The organism is Rhizobium sp. YTUHZ044, from assembly GCF_051123975.1.
Classification (GTDB): domain Bacteria; phylum Pseudomonadota; class Alphaproteobacteria; order Rhizobiales; family Rhizobiaceae; genus Rhizobium.
This window is the reverse complement of the sequence record NZ_CP101426.1, coordinates 882770-896839: the sequence shown is the minus strand read 5'-3', so window position 1 is coordinate 896839 and position 14070 is coordinate 882770. Positions and strand designations below refer to the sequence as shown.

At 63.1% G+C, this 14070-nt stretch carries 13 protein-coding genes and 4 pseudogenes; 8 read left to right on the top strand and 9 right to left on the bottom strand.

Features of this window, described 5'->3' with window-relative positions:
• Positions 1-62 precede the first annotated feature (62 nt).
• Positions 63-200 (bottom strand): annotated as a pseudogene (locus NL154_RS04335) (DUF2945 domain-containing protein); the annotation flags it as partial.
• A gap of 365 nt (positions 201-565) precedes the next feature.
• On the opposite strand from NL154_RS04335, the gene NL154_RS04330 reads away from it, so the two are divergent.
• The gene (locus NL154_RS04330; protein ID WP_210628693.1) at positions 566-1123 is read left to right on the top strand and encodes a DUF2087 domain-containing protein; all 558 of its coding nucleotides are present in this window, start codon (positions 566-568) and stop codon (positions 1121-1123) included.
• A 48-nt stretch (positions 1124-1171) separates the two neighbouring features.
• Here NL154_RS04330 and NL154_RS04325 read toward each other — a convergent pair whose 3' ends face one another.
• Positions 1172-1315 carry a hypothetical protein gene (locus NL154_RS04325; protein ID WP_434733652.1) on the bottom strand — a complete coding sequence of 48 codons (144 nt, stop codon included), beginning with the start codon at positions 1313-1315 and terminating at the stop codon, positions 1172-1174.
• A 186-nt stretch (positions 1316-1501) separates the two neighbouring features.
• Here NL154_RS04325 and NL154_RS04320 point away from each other — a divergent pair, with 186 nt between their 5' ends.
• The 4 genes and pseudogenes from NL154_RS04320 to NL154_RS04305 all read left to right on the top strand — a co-directional run.
• Positions 1502-2503, top strand: a complete 1002-nt coding sequence (locus NL154_RS04320; protein WP_221146825.1) for an ABC transporter ATP-binding protein — start codon at positions 1502-1504, stop codon at positions 2501-2503.
• Complete coding sequence (locus tag NL154_RS04315) at positions 2500-3300, top strand: ABC transporter permease (RefSeq protein WP_221146824.1); 801 nt, start codon at positions 2500-2502, stop codon at positions 3298-3300. The genes NL154_RS04320 and NL154_RS04315 overlap by 4 nt, the downstream gene beginning before the upstream one ends.
• Positions 3301-3302: 2 nt before the next feature.
• A complete protein-coding gene (locus NL154_RS04310; protein ID WP_210628697.1) occupies positions 3303-4106 on the top strand; it encodes an ABC transporter permease in 804 nt (267 codons plus the stop codon).
• A gap of 63 nt (positions 4107-4169) precedes the next feature.
• Positions 4170-4408, top strand: a pseudogene (locus NL154_RS04305) (type II toxin-antitoxin system Phd/YefM family antitoxin); the annotation flags it as partial.
• An 82-nt stretch (positions 4409-4490) separates the two neighbouring features.
• Here NL154_RS04305 and NL154_RS04300 read toward each other — a convergent pair.
• Together NL154_RS04300 and NL154_RS04295 are read right to left on the bottom strand one after the other, a co-directional pair.
• Complete coding sequence (locus NL154_RS04300) at positions 4491-5111, bottom strand: glutathione S-transferase family protein (protein ID WP_210628698.1); 621 nt, start codon at positions 5109-5111, stop codon at positions 4491-4493.
• Positions 5112-5368: 257 nt separating this feature from the next.
• Positions 5369-5725, bottom strand: coding sequence for a hypothetical protein (locus tag NL154_RS04295; RefSeq protein ID WP_064692660.1), 357 nt, complete (start codon positions 5723-5725; stop codon positions 5369-5371).
• Between the two features lie 140 nt (positions 5726-5865).
• On the opposite strand from NL154_RS04295, the gene NL154_RS04290 reads away from it, so the two are divergent.
• The gene (locus tag NL154_RS04290; protein WP_210628699.1) at positions 5866-6621 is read left to right on the top strand and encodes a DeoR/GlpR family DNA-binding transcription regulator; all 756 of its coding nucleotides are present in this window, start codon (positions 5866-5868) and stop codon (positions 6619-6621) included.
• 58 nt (positions 6622-6679) lie between these two features.
• Here NL154_RS04290 and NL154_RS04285 read toward each other — a convergent pair whose 3' ends face one another.
• Positions 6680-7687 carry an asparaginase gene (locus tag NL154_RS04285; RefSeq protein WP_210628700.1) on the bottom strand — a complete coding sequence of 336 codons (1008 nt, stop codon included), beginning with the start codon at positions 7685-7687 and terminating at the stop codon, positions 6680-6682.
• Between the two features lie 354 nt (positions 7688-8041).
• Here NL154_RS04285 and NL154_RS04280 point away from each other — a divergent pair, with 354 nt between their 5' ends.
• Positions 8042-9253: an MFS transporter gene (locus NL154_RS04280; protein ID WP_221146822.1), complete on the top strand. Its 1212-nt coding sequence runs from the start codon at positions 8042-8044 to the stop codon at positions 9251-9253.
• 48 nt (positions 9254-9301) lie between these two features.
• On the opposite strand, the pseudogene NL154_RS04275 reads toward NL154_RS04280, so the two are convergent.
• A pseudogene (locus tag NL154_RS04275) lies at positions 9302-9675 on the bottom strand (helix-turn-helix transcriptional regulator); the annotation flags it as partial.
• Position 9676: 1 nt separating this feature from the next.
• Here NL154_RS04275 and NL154_RS04270 point away from each other — a divergent pair.
• Positions 9677-10117: pseudogene (locus tag NL154_RS04270) on the top strand (MFS transporter); the annotation flags it as partial.
• Positions 10118-10175: 58 nt separating this feature from the next.
• On the opposite strand, the gene NL154_RS04265 reads toward NL154_RS04270, so the two are convergent.
• From NL154_RS04265 to NL154_RS04255, 3 genes are all read right to left on the bottom strand, one after another.
• Positions 10176-10955 (bottom strand): class I SAM-dependent methyltransferase, encoded by a 780-nt coding sequence (locus NL154_RS04265; protein ID WP_434733651.1) that lies wholly within the window; start codon positions 10953-10955, stop codon positions 10176-10178.
• A gap of 161 nt (positions 10956-11116) precedes the next feature.
• Complete coding sequence (locus NL154_RS04260; RefSeq protein ID WP_221146820.1) at positions 11117-12112, bottom strand: NAD(P)H-quinone oxidoreductase; 996 nt, start codon at positions 12110-12112, stop codon at positions 11117-11119.
• A gap of 77 nt (positions 12113-12189) precedes the next feature.
• Positions 12190-14007 carry a GGDEF domain-containing protein gene (locus tag NL154_RS04255; protein WP_434733650.1) on the bottom strand — a complete coding sequence of 606 codons (1818 nt, stop codon included), beginning with the start codon at positions 14005-14007 and terminating at the stop codon, positions 12190-12192.
• Positions 14008-14070: the final 63 nt, after the last annotated feature.

Here is a 14070-nt window from a genome sequence, read left to right as displayed (position 1 = left end):
CCTTTGACCTTCCGCAATGCATCTTCCCTATGGGCAGCGATATGGTCGCTCTTGATCTCTTATTGGGGTGAGGCCTCGGTGGCGCGGCGGCGATGACCTTTGTAGTCAAAATCTCGGGTGCGGATCGCAATGATGTGGCCGGAGACCTGCCCGGCCTCCGAATTCCAGGTGACGTGATCTCCCCGAGCAAATTTGGCCATGTCGCACAACTCGTCAGATGCCGCAGAGCATGCGTCAAACATCCAGACCGCCTGCTTTGTTCCGGTCATGGCCGACAAGCTGAAACCCGTAGCTGTGGAGAAGAGACCTGCGTGCTTGGCCCGTGCGAATGGACCCCGCCCCGCAAAAGGCTATCGCCCGGCCGGAGCCACGGAGCGTGAAGACCGTTGAAATATCGAGGGCGCGGTGATAATTCCTGCATCGGGTCTGCAGTTCACCCAGGCATCGCCGTTCTCCGGAACACGCTAAACCTGACAATGACTGAGATATGGACACCGATCCCGTGCCATGTCGGAAGGGCGATCACCGATAATCCATCCGGAACGGCACGACCAAAGGATAGGTCATGTCCAGAAAACTCATCCCGCTCCAGGTGAGCGATGCCTCCGCATTTGCCAAGTCGCTTCGCCTGCAGCTCTCCGCCCATGAGGGGCTTCCCTCTCACCTCCAGTTCTTGAACATGCTGGCACGGGCTGCCGGTTACGGCAATTTCCAGAGCCTGCGGGCGCAAACTGATCTCGTTGACAGCGAGGCCCTCCCCCCGACAGCGGCGCCTGTCGCCGACCCCGCGGTCGACCGAAAGCATATCGACCGTGTTCAACGCAGGTTCGACCAAGAGCTTCGCCTGATACGCTGGCCCTCGCGGCGCATGGATCAGATCACGGCGCTTTGGATTCTCTGGTCGTATATTCCCTCAGCGAGGGATATGTCCGAAAAAGAAGTCAATGCTCTTCTTCGCGACAGGCACCTGTTTGGAGATCACGCTTTGCTGCGTCGGGAACTTTGTGACCTCGGCCTGATGCGCCGGACGCGCGACGGCAGCGTCTACCGGCGCGTCGAACGGCCGATGCCGAACAATGCGGCGACGATCCTGCGTCAGTGTTCGCAGCGCCAGGCACACTGACCGCCGTTGCGGAGGCGCCCGACCGAAGACGGCCTTCGAAACGGCGCCTCATTCCTCTTTCGTATCATCGTCGCCGGGCTGCCGCCTGCGGCGCGAACGAAGATTGCCGAAGCCCATATAGTGATCGGCATCCGAGGCGTTCCATCGGCCGGCAAGGACGATGATCGCGATGGCTGCAGCGACGATGAGCAAGGCGCAGATTATTTCCATGCCTTCAATGTAGCGCAGGCGGGGATCGGTCAAAGGTGGTGGCGACACAAGGCCGAAGCGATCGGTCGAAACTCAACTTGTCTTTGCACGAATCTCACTTCGCGCTAGCCTGTGTCGCAAGCCCCATCGCCGCCCGAGTCGGCTCGCATCACATCCGAGGGAATAGACATGCCGGCTTTGATCGAAGCACGGGGCGTCAGCAAGCGCTTCCGGCAGCACAAGAGATTTCCGGGCCTGCTCGGCGCCTTCAAGACGCTGGTGACGAGCGAATATACCGAGGTTCAGGCCGTTTCCGATATCGGCTTCGATATTACGGCCGGCGAGGCCGTCGGCTATCTCGGCCCGAACGGCGCCGGCAAATCGACGATGATCAAGATGATGACCGGCATTCTGGTGCCGAGCGAGGGCACGCTTTCGGTGCTCAGCCGCACGCCGCATCTCTCCCGCATGGACAATGCGCGCGAGATCGGCGTCGTCTTCGGACAGCGCAGCCAGCTGTGGTGGGACCTGCCGCTGATCGACAGTTTTACCCTGCACCAGCGCATCTATGATATCCGGGCTTCCCGCTATGCGGACAATCTGCGTCACTTCAGCGAGCTGCTCGATCTCTCGCCCTTCCTCGACCGGGCGGTGCGCCAGCTCAGCCTCGGCCAGCGCATGCGCGCCGAGATCGTCATGTCGCTGCTGCACGATCCGAAGATCCTCTTCCTCGACGAACCGACGATCGGGCTCGACGTGGTCGCCAAGGATGCCGTGCGTCGGTTCCTCGCCGAGATCAACCGCGAACGCGGCGTCACCATCATTCTCACCACCCATGACCTGCAGGACATCGAGACGATCTGCCCGCGGCTGATCATGGTCGATCACTCCAGGCTGATCTTCGATGGCGAATTGCGCAGCCTGCGCGCCGCCCTCGGCTCGGCCCGGCGGCTGACGCTGGAATTTGCCAGCGACCCCGGCCCCTTGCGGCTCAGCACGGCGTCGCTCGTCAACGACGAGGGCCTGCGTAAGGAATATCTGATCGAGCGCGAAGACGTGTCGCTGGTCAAAATTCTTTCGGAGGTCGGCAGCGACCGCGATCTCAAGGATGTGGCGCTGCACGAGCCTGACATCGAAGAAGTCATCCGCACCTTCTACCAGGGTCGCAACGCCAGGGCCAGGGCCTCATGAGCGCCTATCTCGCCTTCACCCGCAGCTCCTTTCACGCGCAGCTCGCCTACCGCAACGAGGTCTGGGCCAACATCTTCGGCAAGCTTGTACAGGTCGTCGCTCGCGTCGCCATCTGGCTCGCCGTCTATGCCGGCGTCGGCGCGACCGTCGTCGACGGCGTTTCGCTGCAGCAGATGGTGACCTACGCCCTGCTCGGCGGCGCTGTCATGGGCGCCACCCGCCCGGAAAGGGTCATCGGCGAGATCGGCCGCTCGCTCAAAACAGGCGATATCGCCGTCTGGCTGCTGAAGCCGCTCTCCTATCCGCTCTATCTCTTCGCCAATGAATGCGGCAGCTTTTTCTACCGACTGGCGACGCAGGTAATCCCGACCATCACCTTCACGGCCCTATTCTACGGCATGCTGGCGCCGGCAAGCCTGTTTCACGGCCTGATGTTTATCGCCTTCTGGGCGCTGTCCTTCGCGCTGATCTTCCTGATGTCGGCGCTTTTCGGCCTGATCGCCTTCTGGCTAATGACGAGCTTCTCGCTGGACTGGATCCTCGGCGCCTTGCTGCATCTCTTCTCCGGCCTGCTGGTGCCCTTCTGGTTCTTCCCCGAGCCCTTGGCGACGATCGCCCGCCACTTGCCCTTCGCCTGGGTCGTCTATTATCCCAATGCCGTCTATCTCGGCAGGCTCTCAGTGGCCGACACCTTGCTGCATCTCGGCCTCGGCCTCGGCTGGGCCGGTCTGTTCCTTTTGGGCGTGCTCTGGCTGTGGCGCCTGGCCTCGCGCCGCATCACCGTGCAGGGAGGCTGATCGTGCTCATCCATCACCTGCGCGTCATTCCGCTGCTGGTGCGCATGCATGTGCGCTCACAAATGGAATATCGCGGCGCCTTCTGGCTCGACCGGCTTGCGCAGATCCTCTCCTATGGCAGCGTCTTCGCCACCATCGGCATCCTGCTGGCCCGCTTCCAGACGCTCGGCGGCTGGACCTGGCCGGAGCTGGCGCTGCTCTTCAGCTTCCAGCTGCTCGCCTACTCTCTCGGTGCGGCAATGAGCTTCGTGCAATTGCGCGACCTCGAGGAGCTGGTGCGGCTCGGCACCTACGACACACTCCTGGTCAAGCCGTTCAGCCCTTGGGCCTATCTCGTCTTCTCCGGCCTCAATGTCGGCTATGCCGGCCACATCATCCTGGCGGTGCCGCTGCTCTGCTGGGCCGTCCTGTCGGTCGACTTCATCTGGACGGCCCCGTCCGTGGCGTTCCTGCTGGTCGCGATCGTCAGCGCGACACTGCTCACCGCTGCGATGATCACCATGATCGGCGCGACGGCGCTGATGTGGGTGCGGTCGAACCACCTGTTCTCGATCTTCTTCGGTTTCTGGGAGCTGACGCGCTACCCGCTCAACATCTTCCCCGGCAGCATCCAGATCATCCTCATCACCGCCGTTCCGCTGGCGCTGACCAGCTCGGTTCCCGTCGGCGCCCTGCTCGGCAAACCAATCCCGATCCTCGGCGACTGGGCCGGGCCGGTGGCGCTCGCCGCCGGCCCCATCTGGGTGCTGCTCGCCATCGCCCACTGGCGCTACGCCACCCGCAGATACCAAGGGGCTGGCGGGTAATCGGGCTGGAGATGGCGCCCCGACCGGCGTAGCATGAATACTCGCACAACTGGGGGGCGGATGATGGAATGGCGATTGCCGGACGCGAGAAACCGACTATCGGAAGTGGTGCGCAAGGCGCGACGACGGGCCGCAATTCGTCACACTGGGCGGCGAACGCGTGGCCGTCGTGCTGTCGGCCCACGATTACGACACCCTGCGCGCCGGCTCACCCGACACTCATCGACGATCTGCTCGGCGGCCCCGTCTGGGACAACAACCTTACCGATGCGGCCGAAGCGAGGGCCAAGAATCCAAGCCGACGCCGATCTCCTGATGTCTTTGGCCGACCGGGACGGCAAGGACCGAACCTGCGCAACTGGACGAGCTCTATATGCCGGCCCCTCAGCCCCGGTCGAAGGCTAGCGCCCGCTGGACGGCGGGGCGCTGCAGCATGCGAGCGTGATGGTCGCTTGCCTTTGCAAAGCGGGCGGGATCGACGCCGTCGGCCGGCAGCCAATCGGTCATGACGAAGAGGTAGGGATCGGCCAGCGAATAGGTCTCGCCCATCACCCACGGGCCTTTGAACATCGTCTCTTCGATCAGCCCGAAACAATCGGCCATATTCTGCGGCACCTTGGCCTTCATCGCCTCGAGTGCCGCCGGATCGTCGGCCCAGCGCGAGCCGCGCGGGCGATGGGCGTGGTTCACATGCACGGTCGAGCAGAGATAGTTGTTGAAGGATTGCAGCCGCGCCATTTCGAAGACATCGCCGAGCGGCGCGAGTTTGGCGGCCGGGGCGCTTTCCGCGATGAAGCCGAGGATCGCCGGCGTTTCCGTCAGCACGCCGCGATCGGTGACGAGCGCCGGCACCCGTCCCTTCGGATTGATCTTCAGATAGTCCGGCGAACGCTGCTCGCCATCGCGGAAACTGAGCTTCTTAGTCTCGAAGGCAAGGTCGGATTCTTCCAGGGCAATAAGGCTTGCGAGCGCGCAGGTTCCGGACGCGTAATATAATGTCAGCATGGTTGTCCACTCCCTTTCGGCACGTCTTATAGCGCGGGGATTGGTGCGCCGGAACCGGGGAGATCGATGGTTTGCGGGCGATTGCCGGCGTGCCTTGCTGCCGCCCCTCATCCGGCTGCCGCCACCCCTTCTCCCCGTTCTGACGGGGAGAAGGGGTGTGGGGCACCCGCTTCCTCTATCTCGAGGTTGCGTTTGGCACGTCCCTTCTCCCCGTCAAAACGGGGAGAAGGTCAGGGTGAGAGGCAACACCCCCGCTCTCACCCGCAGCCCGGTACATCCTCCAGCCGGTGCCAGACCGGGATGCCGCGTTCCCTGGCGATGCGCACGTCGTTGTCGGCGCCTTTGGAATCGCCCGGCAGGCGCAGCACGCCCTCGCAGAGCTGCAGCAACCGGCCGGCGACCGGATGGAAGATTTCCTCGTAGAGGGCGTCGCCGACCGATCTGCCGCCGGCGGCGTGCCAGATCGGCAGCGCCACCCATTCGCCGATCATCGGCACATGGCCGGCCTTGAACAAGGCATAAGATGGTTCCTCAAGCCGCTTGAGGTTGGCGGCCATCTTCTCCGGGTCGTCGCCCGTTCCGGACCGATAAGGCCCCGCAATCAAAATCAACATGATCAACTCCATCGCTCCGCTTCTGCGCGAGCACTCCCGGCCTCATGCACGGGATTTCCTGAAAATGCACGATATTTCTTGAATGTCGAGTCATTTCATGCAATATCATGCCATCTCGTGAATTTTCGTGCGGAGAGACAATGCTGACGACGCAGCGCAAGACCCTGATCCTCGACATCTTGCGCCGCGACGGCCAGGTGATCGCCAAGCGTGTCGCCGAGGATTTTTCGCTTTCAGAAGACACGATCCGGCGTGACCTGCGGGAAATGGCGGCGGAGGGGCTCTTGAAACGCGTGCATGGCGGCGCGATGCCGCTTGCGCCCGATCTGCCCGATTTTACCGCGCGGGCCAGCGTCTCGTCCGAGAACAAGGCGCGGCTCGGGGCTAAGGCGGCTGCGATGGTCAAGCCGGGGCAGATGGTCTTCCTCGACGGCGGCACGACGACCGCCGAGATTGCCCGGCATTTGCCGCGCGATATGGCGCTGACAGTTGCCACTCACAGTCCGACGATCGCCGCCGAGCTGGAGCACCATCCGACGGCGGAGGTGATCCTGGCCGGCGGGCGGCTCTACAAACATTCGATGGTGGCAACGGGCGCTGCGGCGATGGCGGCGATTTCGCAGCTTCGCCCCGATCTGTTCTTCCTCGGCGTCACCGCCGCCCACCCCGTGCACGGGCTTTCCACCGGCGATTTCGAGGAAGCGGCGATCAAGCGGCACATCGCTCGCTGCTCGGCCGAAACGCATGTGCTGCTGACGGAGGAGAAGTTCGACCTCGTCTCGCCCTGCCCAGTGCTCGGCATTGCCGAGGTGGCAGGACTGATCGTACCGACGGAGATGACGGCCGAGCGGCTGAAGCCTTATCGCGATCTCAACGGTACAATCACTGCAGCCTAATCATTCGCTAAAAAGTCAGGGCAGGATGTCGTGCGAAAACCGCGAACCGATTTCGGCATCATGCCGAGAAGACGGAGGTCGCTCTGATATCGCCGACATGGATGCCGTTCCAGTTGCGCATCGCGGCTGCGGCAAAGGCCATCAGAGCGGCATGCACCGTCTCTTCCGTCTCGAAGAAGCGGGCGAGCGCGGCCGCCACCATGGCTTCGGCGGCGCGGGTGGCGCCATCCTCACATTTCAGCGCCATGGCGATGCCCTTTTCCGGGATCGCAGCGCAGAAGACACCCTCGGCGCCTGTCTTGACGAAGATGCGTCCGGGGGCGATCTGCATCAGTTTCGTGCAGGCGCGGCCGGAGCCGGCGACATAGAAGGGCTCGGCCATGCAAGCCTCGATCAGGCGGCGGGATGCTTTGGCGCGCACCGGCTCCAGCCCGGTGCCGGTCGCCATCCTGGCAAAGCCTTGCGCCAGGCTGCGCAAAGGCACGGCATAGGTCGGAATGGAGCAGCCGTCGGTGCCGCAGCTCTCGGCGCCGAGCACGGCGCCGGTCAGGCTTGCCATCGCGGCCCGGATCTCGACCTGCAGCGGGTGCTCGTAGCCGACATAACCCTTCGGGTCGATATCCCGGTGACAGCAGGCGCAGATGAAGCCGGCATGTTTTCCGGAACAATTGTTGTGCAGCGCCGTCGGTGCGTCGAGCGTGCGGGCCTGATGGATCAGGACTTTCTGGTTCATCGACCAGTGGGCGCCGCATTCCAGCGCTTCGACATTCCGGCCGGCACGCGACAGCATCGAGGCGGCAAGCGCCACATGTTCGTCCTCGCCATTATGGGAGGCGCAGGCGAGCGCCAGCTCCTTGTCGCCGAAGCCATAGGCATCGGCCGCACCGCTCTCCACCAGCGGCAGCGCCTGCATCGCCTTGCAGGCCGAGCGCGGGAAAACCGCGGCGTCGATGTCGCCCAGCGAAAAGACAAGCCTGCCGTCGCCATCGACGACCGCCACCGCGCCGCGATGACGACTTTCCACGAGCAGGCCACGGGTGACTTCAATGGTTACAGGATTGGTCATGGGCTCTCATCCGGATGCTGGCGGGATGGGCAGGCATAACGCGTCAGGGCGCGAAAGCCAACGGGGTTGGGGCGGCCTGTTTCGCGCGGCAAGTACGTGACGTACGGCGGAGTAGCAAGTGGCTGCGCCAATTCTCCGTCCGGACAGTCGCGCCTTCTGCCGGTCGAGCCCCTACCCTCCGTCATTCCAGGCCTTGAGCCTGGAATCCACCCCCGGGGCTCGACCAAGCAACTCCGTCGGACGGCGATCGCCTCATCGCAATACTCATCACAGAAACTGACGCATGCGATCGAAAACTATCGTTTTCCTGATGTGTGGGATGCAGCTAAGAGTGGTGCGTCAGGAACCGCCCCCATGTCATCCAGCTTTTCCCTCATCCTGCGCGACAACAGGATCCGCATTCCCGCCGTGACGCTCGTCGCGCTTGCCTTTACCTATGCTTCGACCGTGCCTTACCAGTCGATCATCGGGATCAACGAACTCGGCTTGAGCAACGGCGCCTATTCGGCGCTGGTGTTCTTTTCGGCGATCGTCAACGTGGCGACGAGTCTGACGCTCGGCATCTGGTCGGACAGGCTGAAGGAGCGCCGGCCGCTGGTGCTCTCGCTTTCGGTGGCCGGCATGCTCGGCTTCGGATCGATCGCGATCATCCACAGCCCGGCAATCTTCATCTTTTCGACGCTGCTGCTGGTGCCGATGAGCGGCTCCACCTATTCGCTGCTCTTCGCCAGCCTGCGCGCCAGGACCAACCAGATGGAGCGTGGCGAGGGCGCTGCGGTGACGGCAACGGTGCGGGCGCTGTTTTCCGGCTCCTGGGCGCTGGCGCCGGGGCTGATCGGCCTTTATCTCGTCAACTCGCCATCGATGACGCCTGCCTATGGCATCGCGGCGGTCGCCAGCTGCACCTGCTTCTGCCTGTATTTCTTCTTCGCCCCCGGCAACGGCAGCGCCGGCCCTCCCCCGGATCCGGTCGGTTTCCTCGCTTCGCTGAAGCGAATCTTCATGCCCAACGTGCTGATCCGCGTCTTCATCATGGCGCTGCTGTTCGCGCTGCAGCGGCTGAACGGCATGCTTCTGCCGCTGATCATCACCCGTGCGGCGGGCGGAAACGTCGCCGACGTCGGTTTCATCGCCGGGCTGACGGCGCTTCTCGAAATGCCGTTCATGATGATGTGGGGCGTGGCGCAGCGGCGCTTCCGCACCGCGCATGTGCTCGCCCTCGGCGCGCTGATCTACTGCGCCTATCTGCTGCTGCTCGGATTTGCGTCCGCGCCCTGGCACATCTATGCGCTGCTGCTCGTCAACGCCTGCGGCGCGGCGGCAATCCTCAGCGTGCCGATCACCTATCTGCAGGACCTGATCGCCGACCGGCCGGGGCTCGGAACCTCGCTGCTCTCGCTCAACACCTTCATCGGCACCGGCATCGCCGCCGGGCTCTTCGCCTTCGGAACATCGCTCACCGATTATTCCGGCACCGCCTTCGTCGGTGCCGGCGCGGGTCTGGCGGCGATTGGGGCGTTGCTCCATCTGGAAAGCAGCAGGCGGCAGGCGCGGCAGCCGGCCTGATTGCAGGCGGCGCAGGGCACACGACCGGTTCAATCGCCGCGCCTCAATCTAACGCGCCATGATGCGGTGGGCGCAGCGGCGGGCGCCGGCAAGGTTATCTTCGCCGCGCTCGACGTCGGTGCCGAGGGCGGCGCGGAGGGTTTCGAGTTCGGAGCGGCAGAAGCCGCGCAGGCGGTGACCGCCGCGCAGATCGGACAGTGATTTTCAACCAGCATGAAGGAGCCGTCCGCCTCCCGCCAACTGTCGGCCATGTAACCCTCACGGGTGCGGATCGCAGCCAGGCCCTCGGCACGAGCGGCAAGCTCGCCGGCGTTTTCGAGCTCGTGGCGATAGCGCTGCAGCGTCTCGGTTTCGCGGGCGGAGATGACGGCGTCGAGCGCTCCCGCCCCAAGCTGGTCGACGAGGGTGCCGAGGAGAACGGCCCTCGGCAGCTCGTTCAGCGGCCGACAAGCCTATCTGGCGATCGTCGCCGGCGCGCTGATCGAGACGGCGGCGACCGGTTCGCTGGCCCTGTTTCTCGCCAAGGACAATCCGCAGGGGGATTTGCCGCTCATCATGCCGGCGGCGGCCGCCATGTTCATGATGGGCTTCGGCCTCGGTCTCGGCTGGGCGCATCTCGTCGCCGTGGTGCTGAAGCTCGTCGCCAGCAACGAACAGGACAAGGCCTCGGCGGCAATCCCGACGATGAGCTCGCTCGGCGGGGCATTCGGTGCCGCCTTTGCCGGGCTCATCGCCAATGGCGCCGGCCTCGTCGAACCGGGCGGTGTGCCAGGAGCACTGTTGGCGGCGCATTGGCTTTATCTGCTGATGGCGCTGCCGGGCATCATCGCGATTGCGACGGCGATAACCCTGAGAGACAGGTGAATTGAAAAGGCGCCTCGGTTTCGGGGCGCCTTTTCACGACTGAATGATTTCCGTGCTCTCAGGCGACGTTGCGCTCCGGTTCCGGCTCCTGCTGGACAACCTCCTGCTTCACGCCGAGATAGAGGACGGAGCCGCGGCCGATGCCATAGGTATCGCAAACGTCGGGCGTCAGGAAATCGGTGACCGGAATCTGCTGGACCGCCAAACCGGCGCGCCGGATCACGTCGATGAAGCCGGACCTCGAGAAGATGCGCACATGGTCATCCTGGCCGAAATGCGCCCAGCGGCCTTCCGGCGTCGTCACCTCGGGATTTTCATAGGTGTCTTCGATCGACAGGCAGATGGGCGCCATCAGGATGGCGACGCTGTCCTGCTTGAGAACACGCCGGATTTCTGCGGTGGCACGCACCGGATCGTCGACATGTTCGAGCACATGAGAGCAAAGCACGAAGTCGAAGCTCTCATCGGCATAGGGCAGGTTATGGATATCAGCCTTGTCGTCTGCCTCCGGCATATGCATGTCGCAGCTGCGGTAGAAGACGTGCGGGTGGCTTTTGAGCCAGAAGCTCAAGGCCCGGCCCGGCGCAATATCCAGGAAGCGCACGGCCTTTGCCTGGTCGAGCCGCTGGAACACCGGCGTCAGGAACAGCGCGTAAAGCCTGTCGCGATCGGTCGAATGACAATTGGGGCAGCTATAGGCCTGATGGTTGATCGTCTCGAATTCATCGATGCGATAGGGAAAGCCATGTTCGACCGCCTTGTCGATGTAGTAGCGCGGAAGCGGTACGAAAAGCGGAATTCTGCTGCGGCAGATGGGGCAGGCGTGGAATAGAGCCATTGTATTCCTCGTAGGGACCTTACAACGCGCAAGCAACGCCACATCGGGATGCGCAGTTTCGGGGCCAAGTTTCGATCAGACGACTGTTCAACGACCCCGGAGACTCACAGACAGCCAGGATCAACTTCACCTTGCGCACGAATGCTGGTCCGAAGCTGACCTCAAACGGTGAGCATGACCTTGCCGACATGGCTGCCGCCCTCCAGCAGCCGGTGCGCCTCGACGACGTCCTCAAAGGCGAAGACCTTGTGGATGACCGGGGCGACCGTGCCGGCCTCAAGCAGCGGCCAGACCTCGGAGAGTAGATCATCGCGGATGGCACGTTTCTCCTCGGCCGTGCGCGGGCGCATGGTGGAGCCGGTGACCGTCAGGCGCTTGACCATGATCGGAGAGAGATTGACCTTTTCGGCGACGGCCCCGCCGAGGAAGGCGATGATCGACAGGCAGCCGTCCTTAGCAAGCGAGGCGATGTTGCGATCGAAATAGGCGGCACCGATCATATCGAGGATGATATCGACGCCCTCGCCGGTTTCGGCCTTGATCACCGCGGCGAAATCCTCGCTCCTATAATTGATCCCTCGTTTGGCGCCGAGCTTTTCGCAGGCCTCGCATTTTTCCATCGAGCCGGCCGTGGCATAGACCTCGGCGCCGAAGGCGCGGGCGAGCTGGATCGCAGTTGTGCCGATACCGCTCGTGCCGCCATGGATCAGCACGCTCTCGCCTTCCGTCAGTCCGGCCATCTGGAAGAGATTGGCCCAGACGGTGAAGAAGGTTTCGGGAAGCGCCGCGGCTCTTACAGCATCGTATCCCTTGGGAAAAGGCAGGATCTGGCCTGATGGCAGGAGGCAATATTCGGCATAGGCGCCGCCATTGGCGAGGCCGCAGACCTTGTCGCCGACGGCATAGCCGCTGACGCCAGGCCCGACCTCGACGATTTCACCGGAGAGTTCCAGCCCGAGAATCGGGCTCGCATCCTGGGGCGGGGGATAGCTGCCCTGACGCTGGGCAATGTCGGGACGGTTGACGCCGATCGCCTCTGCGCGCACGAGGACCTCGCCTTCACCGGCGACCGGCAGCGGACGCTTGCCGATCACCATCACATCCGGTCCGCCGAAGGACTTGAGATCAACGAAACGCATTTCCTGAGGCAATGACATGGCGCTACCCTCCTGATCCCGAAGGTTCGGAATAGATCAGCCCGGCCGGCTTGGGAAGGCTGCAAGCGGCAAGGGCGTCAATTCGCCTCGCCCAGGAAATGGAAGGCAAGGCCCTCATCGCTCTCCTTGGCGGCCGACTTGATGACGGCGATCTCGGCGCTGACGCGGTTGATATCGTCGATGACGAGGCCTTCCGGCAGTTCGAGAACGCCGATCGAGCAGCGCATCAGCGGGAACAGGGCCTCGGTGCCGGTGCGGTCGTGGCCGAGGATGCGGCCGGCGGCGCGGTGCTCGTCGGAATAAAGATCGAGCACGTCGTCGTGGAAATCGCTGATCAGCCGGTCGAGGATCTCGGTCAGCTCCTCCTTCGTCCAGCCGACGACGCCGATGAAAAAATCATCGCCGCCGACATGGCCGAGGAAATGGCGCTCGGCGAAGAAATAGCGGCGCATCAGCGCGGCAAAGAGCGAGATCGCATGATCGCCGAGATGGAAGCCGTAGGCATCGTTGAACGGCTTGAAGTTGTCGAAGTCGCAATAGCAGAAATGGCGGACCTCATCGCCGTCGCGGCCGGACTGGCGCATGAAGTCGCGGATGGCGCGATTGCCCGGGAGGCCGGTCAGAGGGTTCTGGTCCTGGGCGGTCTTCAGCTGTTTCTCGTTGATGACCTTGATCAGTGAAGCGGCGGAAACAACGCCGGCATAACGCATATTGTCGGTCAGGATCAGGCAGTTGCTGCCCTCCATATTGGCGAAGATCGCCATCAGCTGCTCGGCATCGCTGTCGAGGCCAACGATCGGCGCCATCTCGACGAAATGCGAGATGCTGCGCTCATACATCTTGTTCTTCAGGAGGTCACGGCCAAAGGGCTGATAAATATACTCTTTGAGGTGCTGCTCGTGGATGATGCCGCGCGGTTCGCTATTGGCGTTGAGGACGGGAAAAAAGGCCTGGCGCGGATTGCGGCGGAAGAGCTCGAAGACGCTGTCGATGCTGTCGTTTTCGTAGACCGTCGGCAAGAGCTCGATCTGCTTGCGGATGAGGATTTCGTCGAGCGACTGGCTCGCCCGCTTGCTCTTACCGAGTTCCTGCAGATGCGGGAAGGACGGCGCCAGCTCCGACATGTGCGTGGTCGGCCGGGAAATGAACCATCCTTGGACGAGATCGACGCCATATTCGCGGCAGGCGATGAATTCGGCCTCGGTCTCGATGCCTTCGGCCACGACGCGCGTGCCAAGCACATGGGCGATGTTGACGATGCTCTTCAGCAGATGACGCTTGCGGGCGCTGCGGTCGATCTCGGCGACGAAATGGCGGTCGATCTTCAGATAGTCGACGGCATAATCGCAAAGCAGTTTCATCTCGCCGTGACCGACGCCGAAATCGTCGATCGCCAGCTTGAAGCCGGCCCGCCGCAACTTTGAAACCAGGGCGGCGAATTCCGGCACGCTGGTATTGTCGAAGCGCTCGGAGAATTCGAAACAGATGGAGGACGGCGGAATATTCGCCGTTCGCAAATGTTGCAGCAGGCTCTCCACCAGGCGCTCGCCATCGGGGATCAGCCGGACGTCAAGATTGAGGAACAGCGTCGAGGTGGAGAAATTCGACAGCGTCGCGAACTTGGCGAGCGCGCGGCTGGCAACCATCTGTTCGAGCTGCAGCAGCTGACAGGTCCGATGCGCCTCGTCGAGAATATCGGCCGGCTTGTCGTAGCCGATGCGTTCCTGGCCGCGCATGAGGGACTCGTAACCGAACACCGTACCGGTGCCGGCTTCGACGATCGGCTGGAAGGCGTTTTCGACCACGAGCTTGGCAAGGGTTACAATCTGATCGCTCGCATAACGACGCAGCACGCCAGGCTCGACGGCGCCAGCCAAAGATATTGCAGTGTTCATTGTGGGCCGATCTCCACTGCGACTTGTTCTTCTTGGTCAGGAACCTGCCGCAGAAGGATCAAC

Bases quoted from the DNA above. Each gene is read 5' to 3' on its own strand.
- NL154_RS04290 (WP_210628699.1), top strand. From the start codon at position 5,866: ATGCTGACGACGCAGCGCAAGACCCTGATCCTCGACATCTTGCGCCGC.
- NL154_RS04260 (WP_221146820.1), bottom strand. From the start codon at position 12,112: ATGTCATTGCCTCAGGAAATGCGTTTCGTTGATCTCAAGTCCTTCGGC.
- NL154_RS04280 (WP_221146822.1), top strand. From the start codon at position 8,042: ATGTCATCCAGCTTTTCCCTCATCCTGCGCGACAACAGGATCCGCATT.
- NL154_RS04300 (WP_210628698.1), bottom strand. From the start codon at position 5,111: ATGCTGACATTATATTACGCGTCCGGAACCTGCGCGCTCGCAAGCCTT.
- NL154_RS04330 (WP_210628693.1), top strand. From the start codon at position 566: ATGTCCAGAAAACTCATCCCGCTCCAGGTGAGCGATGCCTCCGCATTT.
- NL154_RS04255 (WP_434733650.1), bottom strand. From the start codon at position 14,007: ATGAACACTGCAATATCTTTGGCTGGCGCCGTCGAGCCTGGCGTGCTG.
- NL154_RS04320 (WP_221146825.1), top strand. From the start codon at position 1,502: ATGCCGGCTTTGATCGAAGCACGGGGCGTCAGCAAGCGCTTCCGGCAG.
- NL154_RS04295 (WP_064692660.1), bottom strand. From the start codon at position 5,725: ATGTTGATTTTGATTGCGGGGCCTTATCGGTCCGGAACGGGCGACGAC.
- NL154_RS04265 (WP_434733651.1), bottom strand. From the start codon at position 10,955: ATGGCTCTATTCCACGCCTGCCCCATCTGCCGCAGCAGAATTCCGCTT.
- NL154_RS04285 (WP_210628700.1), bottom strand. From the start codon at position 7,687: ATGACCAATCCTGTAACCATTGAAGTCACCCGTGGCCTGCTCGTGGAA.
- NL154_RS04315 (WP_221146824.1), top strand. From the start codon at position 2,500: ATGAGCGCCTATCTCGCCTTCACCCGCAGCTCCTTTCACGCGCAGCTC.